We start from the raw sequence: 12,553 nt of genomic DNA, 5'->3' as shown, positions 1-12,553 counted from the left end.
GGCTGCACCGGAGAATCCCTTGACGCAAGACCCCGTATTCCCCCGCAAGACCCCCACCGACGATGACGCCATACTGCGCCGCGAGGCCATCCGCTGGATGGCCGAGCTGCCCGAGGCCGTGCGGCCGGTGGAACTCGGACGCGCCTTCCCCCGGATCGTCAATACCGTCGCCGCCAAGTGGTTCGATGCGGTCGGCTGCCGGGAGTACCTGAGCGGCCTGCAGTTCGACGACCGCGGCGGCCGCCAGGGCTTTTCGTTCGCGATCGTGCAGGAGATTGCCGCGCTGCGCGAGCATTTCGACGCGGTCTATCCGCCGGGCCACGACGTCTGGCAGAAGGCCTTCGATGCCGGCCAGCGCTGACGCGGCTGGAAGCGGAGGCCCTGCGCAGCTGCCGGAGGACGCAACGGTGTTGCAGGCCCCGGCACGGAGCTGACAGAGGGACGGGGCTGACAGAGGGACGGAGCTGACAGAGGGACGGAGCGGGCAGAGGGTCGGGGGACGGAGGGACGGAGCCAGAAATCAAAAACCTGCAGATCAGACCCGGGACCACCCGCGCTATAGTGGTGCGGCCATTCACGGCATGACCGCACAAGGAGTTCTCCATGGCCGTCTTCTCCCTTGCCGCCACCGTGCGCCGCACCGCGTGGCTCGCCGTTCCGGCGTCCCTGCTCGTCCTGTCTGGCATCGCCAATGCGCAACTCGGCGACTTGCTGAAATCGACGCCCCTGGGCGGCGGCACCGGCGCCACCCAGGGCGCTAGCGCGCTGGGCGGCCTGGGCGGGCTGTCGCTGTCATCCCTCACGTCCGGCACTGCCGGCAACGCCGCCGGCGTGATCGAGTTCTGCATGAAAAACAACTACCTGAACGCCGATGCCGCCACTTCCGCGGTGAAGGACAAACTGCTCGGCTCGGTGTCCGGCGGGAGCCAGGACAGCGGCTACACCGATGGCTCGCGCGGCATCCTGTCCACCAGCGGCGGCAACAAGCTCGACCTGAGCAGCAGCGGCCTGAAGGCCGAAGTCACCAAACAGGTCTGCGACAAGATCCTGGCGCAGGGCAAGTCGATGCTCTGACCAGCCGCGCCACGCGCCCGCGCCTTCACTTCCCGACATTGTCATCGCGGCGTGATAACGTCGCGCGAGGAAAATTTCACGGGGGGAGCAGGCATGCAAGCGGGCATTGTCGAGGCGGGCTATGGATCGGACCCGGTCGGCCTGGTCAGCGGTTTCCTGTTCGCGCCCGGCGGCGCCGTGCGCGAGATCGATTCGCGGGGCGCTGCGGCATGGCTGCAGCAGGCGCCGCAGGATGCCGCGCACGAGCTGCCCCTTCGCCCCTTCGGCCCCTTCCTCTGGCTGCATTTCAACCTGTCGCACAGCGCCTGCGAACGCTGGATGAAAGCGCACCTGGAGTTGCCGGACGAGTACTTCGAGGCGCTGCGACAGGGCTCGCGCTCGACGCGGATCGAGCGGCAGGACGCCGCCTTGCTGGCCGTGGTCAACGATGTGATCTACAACTTCGGCGTCACATCGACGGACATCTCCACCATGTGGGCCCATGCCGACCACCGCCTGCTGGTCACGGCGCGGGCGCGGCCTTTACGCTCGGTGGACCGGCTGCGCGAGGCGGTGCGGCACGGCGAGGCCTTCCGCTCGCCGCTGGACCTGATGGTGCACCTGCTGCGCGACCAGGCCGACGTGCTGGTGCAGATCGTGCGCGAGACCGGCGTGAACGTCGACCAGATCGAGGACCAGCTGCTGTCGCAGCGCCTGCAGGGCAACCGGGCCGACCTCGGCGCGATGCGCCGCGGGCTGGTGCGGCTGCAAAGGCTGCTGGCGCCCGAGCCGGGCGCGCTGTTCCGGCTGCTGAACCGGCCGCCGGCGTGGCTGCAGGAAACCGACCTGCAGGAGCTGCGCGAATCGACCGAAGAGTTCTCGCTGGTGCTCAACGACCTTGCCGCGCTGGTCGAACGCATCAAGTTGCTGCAGGAAGAGATCGCCGCCAAGCTCAACGAGCAGACCAACCGCACGCTGTTCACGCTGACGCTGGTCACCGTGCTGGCGCTGCCGATCAATATCGTGGCCGGCTTCTTTGGCATGAACGTGGGCGGCATCCCGCTGGCCGAGCATCCGCACGGATTCTGGGTGCTGGTGGCGCTGGTGGCCAGCTTTACCGTGCTGGCGGGGCGCTGGGCGTTCCGCAAGCAGCAAGGCTAGGTGCGCCCCGGCCGGGCTGGCATGCCGCCAGTGTGTGCCGGATCCCCTCGGCGTACGGCGTCTTGCGGATCGGCCCGATCAGCCGCCGCGCACGAGCGCTACCTGGCCGCACACGCGGTGCCGCAGTCACTGGAGGAACTGGCCGGGTTTGCCATGATCGGCTTCGACCGGGAGACGCCGTTTATCCGCCGCCTGCTGGAGCGCTTTCCGGCGTTTCCTTGCGAACGCAGGGCCTTCCGCCCCGACAGTGACCTGGCGCAACTGGGCGCCATCCGCGCCGGGTTCGGCATCGGCGTGTGCCAGTCCGCGCTGGCGGCGCGCGACCCGCGGCTGGTCAGGGTGTTGCGCGGCGAGTTTTCCGTGCAGATGGATACGTGGGTCGCCATGCACGAAGACCTGCGCGCCAGCGCGCGCTGCGCGGCCACGTTTGCCGCGCAGGTGGCGGGACTGCGCGGCTACGCGGAAGGCGCGTAGCCGCGGCGCCTGTCAGGTGGCGCTCTTGCGATCCCTGCGAGCGCTGCTGGCGCAAAGCGCAAGGATCGCAGCCGGGCCGGCACTGCTCAGCCAACTCCGGCGCTACTCAGGCGTGACGCCAGTGGCCTTGATCATCCGGGCCACCACCGGCTCCTGCGTATCGAACTCGCGCCGGAATTCGGCACCGCTGCTGCCGGCCGGATCGAGCGACAGCGCATCGAGCCGTGCGCGCATGGCCGGGGACTGGATCGAGGCGCGCGCTTCGGCTTCCAGCTTTGCCTGGATCGGCGCCGGCGTGCCGGCACGCGCGAACAGGCCGATCCAGGCCGGCGAGCGCAACTCCTGCTCCGCCAGGCCGGCCTCGGCCATGGTCGGCACGTCGGGCAGTTCCCTGATGCGCTTGTCGCCAAGCACCGCCAGTGCGCGGATCCGGCCGCTGCGGACCTGCGGGCCGAGCGTGGTCATCGACCCGACCGCCCAGGCGATGTTGCCGCCGATCATGTCCTGCACCATCGGCATTTCGCCCTTGTAGGCGACATGGGCCATGTCCAGGCCGCGCGACTGGTTGAAGTAGGCGCCGACCAGGTGCGGCAGCGCGCCGACGCCGTAGGAGCCGTAGCTGACCTTGCCGGGGTTTTTCGCGGCCCAGGCCAGCAGTTCCTGCACGTTCCTGGCCGGCACGTCGCGGTGGACGGCCAGGATGATCTTGCCGACGGCGAGCTTGCTGATAAATGCCAGGTCGCGCCGCGCGTCGTACGAAACGTTGCGGTACAGGTGCGGCGTATTGACCAGCGGCGTGGAGTGAGTGAGCAGCAGGGTATAGCCGTCCGGCGCGGCGCGGGTCACGGCCTGGACCGCGATCACGCCGTTGCCGCCGCCCTTGTTGTCGACCACAACGGGCTGGCCCAGTCGTTTGCCAAGGTCTTCGGCCAGCGCGCGGGCCACGGCGTCGGTGGCGCCGCCCGGTGGCGCGGGCACGACCATGGTGATCGGGCGCGACGGGTAGCCTTGCGCGCTGCATGCGGCGCTCCAGGCGCCAAGGGTCATCGTGGCGATCGTGGCGATCGCAATCAGGAATGGTTTGCGCATCTTGTTCACCTTGTAAGGAGGGAGGGATCGGCGTGGCGCCTCAGCTCCCGGTCATTTCCTGCTCCTGCAGTTCGCGCCATGCGATCTTGCCGGTGGCGGAGCGCGGCAGGCGCTCGACAAACTGCACGATGCGCGGTGCCTTGTAGTTGGCCATGCTGGCCCGGCACCAGTCGATCAGCGCTGACTCGGAAGCCTGCTGCGCGCCGTCGCGCAACACGATCACCGCCTTCACGGTCTCGCCGCGGTGCGGGTCGCGCGCGGCGATGACGCAGGCTTCGAGGATGGCGGGGTGGGTGTGCAGGATCGCTTCGACCTCGGCCGGCCACACCTTGTAGCCCGAGGCGTTGACCATGCGCTTGAGGCGGTCGCGCATGCGGAAGTAGCCGTCGGCGTCGACGCTGGCCAGGTCGCCGGTGCGGAAGAAGCGCTTGCCGTCGATGGCGATAAAGCTCTCCTCATTGGCGCAAGGCTTGTTCCAGTAGCCCAGCATCACCTGCGCGCCGTGCACCACGATCTCGCCGACCTCGCCCTGCGGCACTTCTGCGAGCGTCTCCGGGTCGATTACGCGTGCGTCGACGCCGTAGGTCGGCACGCCCAGGTGGCCGGTGCGCGGCGCCGCCATCGGGTTGGCGATGATGAACGACGCCGTCTCGGTCAGGCCGTAACCTTCGACGAACTGCAGCCCGTAGCGCTCCTTCATCAGCCGCGCGGTGCTGTCCGGCACGGCCGCGCCGCCGCCGACCACGCACGCCAGGCTGCCCAGCTCGAACGACTCGAGGCCGGGCTGCGCGAAGAACTCCACCAGCATCGGCGGCGGCGCGGCCCAGAACGTGACGCGGTGGCGCGCGATCAGCTGGGCGGCGGTGCGCCGGTCCCAGCGCGGCAGCAGCACGATGGTGCCACCCAGGTACACGGGCGCGTTGATGCCGCTCTGCAGCCCAAGCAGGTGGAACATCGGTGCCACCGCCAGGAAAGTCGATTCGGCATGCGAACGCCGCCACAGCTGCGAGCCCGCCACCGACACCATCACCGTGCGGTGCGTATGCATGCAGGCCTTGGGCGCGCCGGTGGTGCCCGAGGTATAGGGCAGCATGCACAGGTCGTCGGGCGTGCTGCCATAGACATGCGGCGCAAGCGCGCACGCCATCGCATGCCTCCAGTGAACCGCCCCGTCGGGCAAGGCCGCGCCATCGCTGCGCGCGCGCACCCAGTCGGGAATGGCCAGCGTGTCGTCGTCATGCCCGGGCAGGGCATCGCCGTAGTGATGCACGATCAGGTGCCGCAGCGGCGTCTGCCCCAGCAGCGGCGCGATCTGGCCGCCCAGCTCGCCGGCGGCAAAGGCCGCGACCGCGCCGCTGTCGGTAACGATGTGGCGCAGCTCGTCGGCCAGCAGCATGGCATTGGCCGGCACCACCACCGCGCCGGCGCGCAGGATGGCAAAGTAGGCAACGATGAACTGCGGGCAGTTCTGGCTGAACAGCACCACGCGGTCACCGGGATAGACGCCGCAAGCGTGCTGCAGGTAGCCGGCCATGCGCTCGGCCTGCGCCAGCAGCGCGGCGTAGGTGGTGGCGCCATGGTAGAACTGGATTGCCACCTTGTCCGGGAAGCGCCTCGCTGACAGCGCCAGGTTCTCGAACACGGTGGTGTGCGGCGGATGGAACACGCGCGGCACGTCGCCGAGCGTGATGCGGGGCCCGGCCGACAGCGGGCCGGCCGGCGCGGCGACGATGTTTGCGTCGCCGGCGGGATCGATGGTCATGGAGGTCTCCTCTGTGGGATGCGGTGGCCGCGCGCACGCGGCGGCTTTCAGAATGCGGTGTCGCCGTCCAGCAGCCGGCGCGCGATATTGCGGCGCTGGATCTCCGAGGTGCCGTCCGGGATGCGCATGGTGCGCGCCCAGCGGTAGCCCGCTTCCAGGCGCAGCTCGTTGGTCAGACCCATGCCGCCGTGGACCTGCATGGCGCGGTCGAAGACCCGGCCCACCATCTCGGTGGCTGCGGCCTTGACCATCGACACTTCCTTGGTGGCGGGCTTGCCGTGGTCGACCAGCCAGGCGCAATGCCGGATCATTGACTTGGCGGCGTAGATGTCCATCGCGCTTTCTGCCAGCATGATCTGCACGGCCTGATGCTCGGCGATGGGCTGGCCGAAGGTCTTGCGCACCCTGGCGTAGGCCAGCGCCTGGTCCAGCGCCCACTGCGCCAGCCCGACGCAGCTGGCGGCCATGCTCAGGCGGCCGGCGTTGACGCCGTCCAGCGCCACGCTGAGGCCGCGGTCCACCGGGCCGAGGCGGTGGCTGTCGGGCACGCGCACGTTGTCCAGCGAGATGATGCCGATGTCGGCGCCGAGGTGGCCCATCACCGGGATCACGCTGGGCACCGAGAAGCCAGGTATATTGGTGCGCAGGAAGAAGCCGGTGATGCCGCCGCGTCGCGCACGGGCCTGCTCTTCGTCGGTGATGGCAAAGATCATGGCGTAGTCGGCATACGGCGCGTTGGTGATCCATTGCTTGGTGCCGTGGATGACCCAGTGGTCGCCGTCGCGCACGGCGCGCGTGCGCATGCCGAGCACGTCGGAGCCGGCATCGGGTTCGGACAGGCCGAAGCACATGGTGCTCGCGCCGCTGGCCAGTTCGCCGTGCACGGTCTCCAGCAGCGCGGGCTCCATGTGCCTGAGCACCGGCGACAGGCCGTTGGTGAAAGGCGAGGGCAGTACCACGGTCTGCACCAGGTGGCGCTCCGGCCCGCAATGGGCGTTCAGGCGCTCCTGGATATAGACCGCCGCCTGCGGGCCGAGGCCGCCGCCACCCAGCGACTCGGCGCTCAGTGCGGTATAGAAGCCCAGCTCAGCCGAGCGCATGCGCACCTGGCGGCGCAGTGCCAGCACTTCGGGCGCGTAGCGGCCGTCGGCGGTGTAGACGGTGCGCTCGCTGGCCAGCAACGCGCGGTGCTCGTGCTCTAGCGCCGCGACCTCGCGGTCAATGAACTTGAGCAGGGCGTCGCCGAACTCGACCCATTCGCTCGGGATCTCGAAATCCATCTTGGTGTTCTCCTGGTGTGGTATGCCGGGTATGGCCGCGCCGCCTAGCGCACGGCGCCGTGGTCGCGAAGGTGCCGGATCTCGTCCTGGCCGTAGCCGGCGGCCAGCAGGATCTCGTCGGTGTGCTCGCCCAGCAGCGGCGCGCGCCGGCGCACTGCACCGGGCGTGCGGCTGAGCTTGATCGGCACGCCGGCGATCTTCACCGGCTGCGCGCTGCCGGGCTGCTCCACGTCGACCAGCATGCCGCGCACGCGGTAGTGCTCGTCCTCGAAGATCTCCGCCGAGGTGTAGACCGGGCCGAACGGCACCTTGCCGCCCAGGCACCGGCCGATCTCTTCCTTGGTGCGGACCGAGGTGAAGGCCTCGATCGCATCGATAACCTGCTGCGCGTTGCGCACGCGCGCGGCGTTGGTGGCGAAGGCCTCGTCACGGCCCATCTCAGGGCGGCCGATGGCGATCGCCAGCGCTTCCCAGAAGGCATCGGTGGCACAGGCGATCGACACATGGCCGTCGCGCGCGCGGAACAGCCCGAACGGGCACAGCAGCGGATGGCGGTTGCCTTCGGGCGCCGGCACGGTGCCGGTATAGGACGTCTGGTAGACGATGCGCTCGCACATCGCCAGCACCGCGTCGGTCATGGCAACGTCGACGAACTGGCCCTCGCCGGTGTCGCGGGCGCGGTGCACCGCGGCCAGGATGCCGATGCACAGCATCAGCGCGGGAATGGTGTCGCCCACGCCCGGCCCGATCTTGGTCGGCGTGTCACGGTCGGCACCGGTGATGCCCATCATCCCGCCCATGGCCTGCGCGACCACGTCATAGGCCGGCCAGCGCGCGTACGGGCTGGCGCCGCTGCGCGGGTCGCCGAAGCCGCGCACGGTGCCGTAGACCAGCCGCGGGTTGGTGGCGCGCAGCGTTTCGTAGCCCAGTCCCAGGCGCTCCATCACGCCGGCGCGGAAGTTCTCGACCACGATGTCGGCGCCGTCGATCAGGCGGTGTACCAGCGCGCGGCCGGCCTCGGTCTTCAGGTCCACGGCAATCGAGCGCTTGTTGCGATTGACGCTCTGGAAATAGCCGCCGTAGCCGCGCAGGTCGTCGTCCTGGCAAAAAGGACCGGTCACGCGGGTGCCGTCGCCATCCATGGTTTCGACCTTGATCACTTCGGCGCCGTGGTCGGCCAGCATCTGGGTGCAGAACGGGCCGGCCAGCATCTGCGTGAGGTCGATCACGCGCAGCCCGGCAAGGGCGCCACCGGCGGCGGTGGCAGCGCTGGCGGCAACAGAATGCGTGGAAGCTTGCATGTCAGGCTCCGGCATCGGTCAGGCTTCGGCCTTGCCCATCAGCGCGTCGGAGATGATGCGCATCTGGATTTCCGAGGTGCCTTCGAAGATCTTGGTCAGGCGCGCGTCGCGCCAGTAGCGCTCGGCGGCGAAGTGCGTGGTGTAGCCGGCGCCGCCGTGGACCTGCAGGCCCTCGCTGGTGACGCGCTCGGACATCTCGCTGGCGAACAGCTTGACCATGGCGGCCTCGGTCGAGCAGCGCTGGCCATCGTCGATCTTTTCGCAGACGGCATAGAGCAGGGCACGCGCCGCTTCGATCTGCGTGGCCATGTCGGCCAGCTTGAAGCGGATCGCCTGGAAGTTGCCGATCGGCACGCCGAACTGCGCGCGCTCGCGTGCGTACTGCAGCGAATCTTCCAGGCTGCCCTGGGCCAGCCCGATCGAGCGCGCGGCGGTGTGGGCGCGCGCGGTCTCCAGTCCGGCGGTGGCGAGGTAGAAGGCCTTGCCTTCCTCGCCCACCATGCTGGAGGCCGGCACGCGGCAGCCGTCGAAGGCCAGTTCCCAGGTGGTCCAGCCGTGGTAGCCGATCTTGGGGATCACGCTGCCCTTGACGCCCTCGGGCAACCGGCCGCGCGGCTTTTCCACCATGAAGGCAGACAGGCCGCGGTGGCGCGCACGCGGATCGATCTCGGGATCGGTGCGGCACACCACCAGGATGAAGTCGGCCTCGTCGGCGAAGGTGCACCAGTACTTGCTGCCGGTGATGACCCATTCGTCGCCGTCGCGCACGGCGCGGCAGGCGATATTGGCCACGTCCGAGCCGGCATTGGGTTCCGACAGCGAGAACGCGCCCAGGAACTCGCCGCGCGCCATGCGCGGCAGGTATTCGGCCTTCTTCTCCGGGCTCAGGCCCTTGAGCGCACCGATCAGCCCGTTGCCGCGCGCGATCAGGCTGCCCACGCTCATCCAGGCGCGCGACAGTTGCTCGGCCACCAGGCAGTACTCGTAGGCGCCCAGCCCCAGGCCGCCGTATTCCTCCGGGATCAGGATGCCGAAGTAGCCAAGCCCGGCCATCTCGTCGATCAGTTCGCGCGGGATCTGGCCTTTTTCGGGATCCAGCTTGTTGGCGATGGGCAGCACGCGCTCCATCGTGAACTGGCGCGCGGCTTCCTGGATCATGCGGCGCTCTTCGGTCAGTTTTTGCACTTCTGCACTCCTTTCAGGCGATCCGTGTGGCGCCGTCGTTTTCCGTGTATGTCCGTACATAATAGATCGAAGATCGGGTGGGCAGGCAAGCCCGATAGCTGCTACCCACCCGAATAAGGTGGGTTGAATCGGGCTTAATTCGGCAGGTTTTGGGGTATGCGCGGCGAAAGTTGACAGCCCCGTTTTTGCCGTACACTATGTACGGACATAATCGATTCGGGGTTAGACCCCGGCGGAGAGCGAGGAAAGACAATGCAGAAGGACCGCACCGGCAACTTTTTTGAAGACTTCCGCGTGGGCATGCGCATTCGCCATGCCACGCCGCGCACGCTGACGGAAGGTGACCGCAGCCTGTATATCGGCCTGACCGGCAGCCGCACCGCGCTGGGCACCGCCGACACCTGTGCCGCGCAGCTGGGCCTGCCGCGCCGGCCGCTGGAAGACCTCCTGGTGTTCAACACCGCCTTCGGCAAGACCGTGCCGGACATTTCGCTGAACGCGGTTGCTAACCTGGGCTATGCCGAAGTGCGCTTCCTGGCGCACGTCTGGCCGGGCGACACGCTGGCGGTAGAGAGCGAGGTCATCGGCCTGAAGGAAAACTCCAGCCGAAAGAACGGCGTGGTCTATGTGCGCTCGACCGCGCGCAACCAGCATGGGCACGAGGTGCTGAGCTGGATCCGCTGGGTCATGGTGCACAAGCGCGACCACGGCGCCGCTTGCGGGCAGGCCATGGTGCCGGCGACCGAGCCGGTGGTGCCGGCGGCGCGTCTCTGGCACGGCGACCTTGGCCCCGCGGTGCGCGAGATCTGCGGGCTGACCGGCGTGGACGACCTGTGGGAAGACTATGCGACGGGCGAACGGATCGACCACCCCGGCGCCATGACGGTCAACGACAGTGACCACAGCATCGCCACGCGGCTCTACCAGAACACCGCCAGGGCCCACTTCGACGGCTTCGCCATGGCGGCGGCGGGCGGCCAGCGGCTGGTGTACGGCGGCCACGTGATGTCGCTGTGCAAGGCGCTGTCGCATGACGGGCTGGAAAACGCGCTGTCGATCCTGGCCATCAACGGCGGCAGCCATGTCAATCCGACCTACGCCGGCGACACCATCGCGTGCGCGACCCAGGTGCTGGACAAGCCCGACCTGGGGCTCGCGCACGTCGGCGCGCTGCGCCTGCGCACCATCGGCATCAAGAACGCACCCGCCGCCGCCGTGGTGTTCCCGCCAGCGGGCGAGGGCAAGGCCGCGCATCCGGCCAACGTGGTGCTCGACCTCGACTACACCATCGCCATCCCGCGCCGCGGCCGCTGAGCGGCTTACCACCGGCCTACCCCCGGCCACCCCCCGGCTTACCCCATTCGCACTTTGCACCAGGAGATACCCATGACCACCACCCATCCGCGCGACGCGCTGTTTGCCGGCGAGAAGCCCTTCCCCGTACTGGCAGCGTGCGAGCACTTTGCCGGCAGCGAGAAGCTGATCGGCAAAGCCTTCGACCTGCAGGTCGAGTACGGTCCCGTGTTTGACGTGACCTGCGATTGCGAGGACGGCGCAGCCGCCGGACAGGAGCGCGAGCATGCCGCCATGGTGGCGCGCATGATCGCTTCGGAGCGCAACCGGCACGGCCGTGCCGGCGCACGTATCCATGACCCGTCGCATCCGGCCTGGCGCCAGGATGTCGACATCATCGTTGGCGAGGCCGGTGCGCGCCTGGCCTATCTCACCATCCCCAAGGCCACCAGTGCCGCCCAGGTGGCCGAGGTCATCGGCTACATCGGCCAGGCCGCGCGCAACGCCGGCCTGCAGCGCGAGATCCCGGTCCACGTGCTGGTGGAAACGCACGGCGCGCTGCGCGAGGTGTTCGAGATCGCCGCGCTGCCACACATCGAAGTGCTGGACTTCGGCCTGATGGACTTCGTCAGCGGCCACCACGGCGCCATCCCTGCGGCGGCGATGCGCAGCCCCGGCCAGTTCGAGCACGCGCTGCTGGCGCGCGCCAAGGCCGACATGGTGGCCGCGGCACTGGCCAACGGCATCGTGCCGGCGCACAACGTCTGCCTGAACCTGAAGGACGCGGCAGTCATCGCCGGCGATGCGGCGCGTGCGCGCAACGAGTTCGGCTTCCTGCGCATGTGGAGCATCTACCCGGCGCAGATCCTGCCGATCGTCGATGCGATGCGTCCGGACTTTGCCGAGGTGGAAGACGCGGCTGGCATCCTGTGCGCCGCGCAGGACGCGGAGTGGGGGCCGATCCAGTACCAGGGCGAACTGCATGACCGCGCCACCTACCGCTATTTCTGGGAGGTGCTGGAAAAGGCCAGGGTGACCGGCATGGCGCTGCCGGCGCAAGCCGAACGGCGCTTCTTCGGCGCCTGAGCCTGCGGGGCGGCGGCCAGCGCGTGGCTTACAATGCGCGTCAGCCATTGCGAGCCACCCGCCCCAAGCCGCCATCAAGCAGCCATCGTCACCCCATGCGCAACGAACTGAAGGACAAGCCCGCCGCGGCGCCCCGCTATGCCGAACTGGCCAGCACGCTGGTGCGCGACATCCAGGAGGGCCGCCGCGTGGTCGGCAGCCTGCTGCCCACCGAGCCGGAACTGGCCGGGCAGCACGGCGTCAGCCGCCACACGGTGCGCGCCGCGCTGGCGCTGCTGCAGGACTGGGGCTATATCTCGCGCAAGAAGGCGGTGGGGACCATCGTCGCGAGCGCCAACCCCGATGCCGCATACACGCAGTCGTTCGGCACCGCCGAGGATCTCGTGCGCGTGGCCGCCACGGAGGTCCGCAGCATCGGCTCGTCGCGCCGCGTCACGCTGGACCGCGCCGACGCGCGGCTGCTGGAAGCGCCGATGGGCAGCGAATGGCTGCGTTTCAGCGGCACCCGCGTCGACGCGCGCAAGGGCAATACGCCGGTGGCGCATGCGGAGATCTACATCGATGCCGCGCTGGCGCACCTGGAGCAGGCCATCCGCGACAACCCGCAGGTGCTGATCAGTGCGCTGATCGAGCGCGAATGCGGGATTGCCATTGCGGAGATCCGGCAGGTCATCCACGGTGTGCTGATCGACGGGGACCTGGCGCAGGAGCTGGGCACCGAAGCACGCACGGCGGGCCTGCGGCTGATCCGGCATTACAAGGACGCGCAGGGCAAGATCCTGGAAATCACCGACACCATCTACCCGGCCGACCGCGTGACCGTGGCGTTCCAGCTCCGGCGCAGCCGCGTGCAGCCGTAGCATGGCGGC

General features: G+C 68.9%; 11 protein-coding genes and 1 pseudogene. 7 read left to right on the top strand and 5 right to left on the bottom strand.

Going from position 1 to position 12,553, the window contains the following annotated elements; all coding sequences use genetic code 11:
- Nucleotides 1-19 precede the first annotated feature (19 nt).
- The 4 genes and pseudogenes from LPA45_RS22550 to LPA45_RS22535 form a co-directional block, all read left to right on the top strand.
- Nucleotides 20-361: a hypothetical protein gene (locus LPA45_RS22550; RefSeq protein WP_317921314.1), complete on the top strand. Its 342-nt coding sequence runs from the start codon at nt 20-22 to the stop codon at nt 359-361.
- A gap of 242 nt (nt 362-603) precedes the next feature.
- A complete protein-coding gene (locus LPA45_RS22545) occupies nt 604-1,074 on the top strand; it encodes a DUF2501 domain-containing protein (protein ID WP_317921313.1) in 471 nt (156 codons plus the stop codon).
- Nucleotides 1,075-1,167: 93 nt separating this feature from the next.
- Nucleotides 1,168-2,214, top strand: a complete 1,047-nt coding sequence (locus tag LPA45_RS22540; RefSeq protein ID WP_317921312.1) for a transporter — start codon at nt 1,168-1,170, stop codon at nt 2,212-2,214.
- A gap of 87 nt (nt 2,215-2,301) precedes the next feature.
- Nucleotides 2,302-2,688, top strand: a pseudogene (locus LPA45_RS22535) (LysR substrate-binding domain-containing protein); the annotation flags it as partial.
- 102 nt (nt 2,689-2,790) lie between these two features.
- Here LPA45_RS22535 and LPA45_RS22530 read toward each other — a convergent pair.
- Genes LPA45_RS22530 through LPA45_RS22510 form a run of 5 tightly spaced genes read right to left on the bottom strand, consistent with a single transcriptional unit; the run spans nt 2,791 to nt 9,305 of the window.
- Entirely contained in the window at nt 2,791-3,777 is a 987-nt protein-coding gene (locus LPA45_RS22530) for a tripartite tricarboxylate transporter substrate binding protein (RefSeq protein WP_317921311.1), read from the bottom strand.
- A gap of 40 nt (nt 3,778-3,817) precedes the next feature.
- Nucleotides 3,818-5,539 (bottom strand): long-chain fatty acid--CoA ligase, encoded by a 1,722-nt coding sequence (locus LPA45_RS22525; RefSeq protein WP_317921309.1) that lies wholly within the window; start codon nt 5,537-5,539, stop codon nt 3,818-3,820.
- Nucleotides 5,540-5,586: 47 nt separating this feature from the next.
- Nucleotides 5,587-6,819, bottom strand: a complete 1,233-nt coding sequence (locus tag LPA45_RS22520; RefSeq protein WP_116319722.1) for an acyl-CoA dehydrogenase family protein — start codon at nt 6,817-6,819, stop codon at nt 5,587-5,589.
- A gap of 44 nt (nt 6,820-6,863) precedes the next feature.
- A complete protein-coding gene (locus LPA45_RS22515; protein WP_317921308.1) occupies nt 6,864-8,120 on the bottom strand; it encodes a CaiB/BaiF CoA-transferase family protein in 1,257 nt (418 codons plus the stop codon).
- Nucleotides 8,121-8,138: 18 nt separating this feature from the next.
- The gene (locus LPA45_RS22510; RefSeq protein WP_116319720.1) at nt 8,139-9,305 is read right to left on the bottom strand and encodes an acyl-CoA dehydrogenase family protein; all 1,167 of its coding nucleotides are present in this window, start codon (nt 9,303-9,305) and stop codon (nt 8,139-8,141) included.
- Between the two features lie 252 nt (nt 9,306-9,557).
- Between LPA45_RS22510 and LPA45_RS22505 the strand changes: the two genes are divergently transcribed.
- The 3 genes from LPA45_RS22505 to LPA45_RS22495 all read left to right on the top strand — a co-directional run bounded on the left by LPA45_RS22505 (nt 9,558) and on the right by LPA45_RS22495 (nt 12,544).
- Nucleotides 9,558-10,619: a MaoC family dehydratase gene (locus tag LPA45_RS22505; protein WP_116319719.1), complete on the top strand. Its 1,062-nt coding sequence runs from the start codon at nt 9,558-9,560 to the stop codon at nt 10,617-10,619.
- A gap of 72 nt (nt 10,620-10,691) precedes the next feature.
- The gene (locus LPA45_RS22500; RefSeq protein WP_116319718.1) at nt 10,692-11,684 is read left to right on the top strand and encodes a CoA ester lyase; all 993 of its coding nucleotides are present in this window, start codon (nt 10,692-10,694) and stop codon (nt 11,682-11,684) included.
- 95 nt (nt 11,685-11,779) lie between these two features.
- A complete protein-coding gene (locus LPA45_RS22495) occupies nt 11,780-12,544 on the top strand; it encodes a GntR family transcriptional regulator (RefSeq protein WP_317921304.1) in 765 nt (254 codons plus the stop codon).
- Nucleotides 12,545-12,553: the final 9 nt, after the last annotated feature.

The organism is Cupriavidus sp. Agwp_2 (assembly GCF_040784895.1).
Lineage (GTDB): Bacteria > Pseudomonadota > Gammaproteobacteria > Burkholderiales > Burkholderiaceae > Cupriavidus.
Note: the sequence above shows the minus strand (reverse complement) of the source record. Positions and strands in the feature narration are given on the sequence as shown.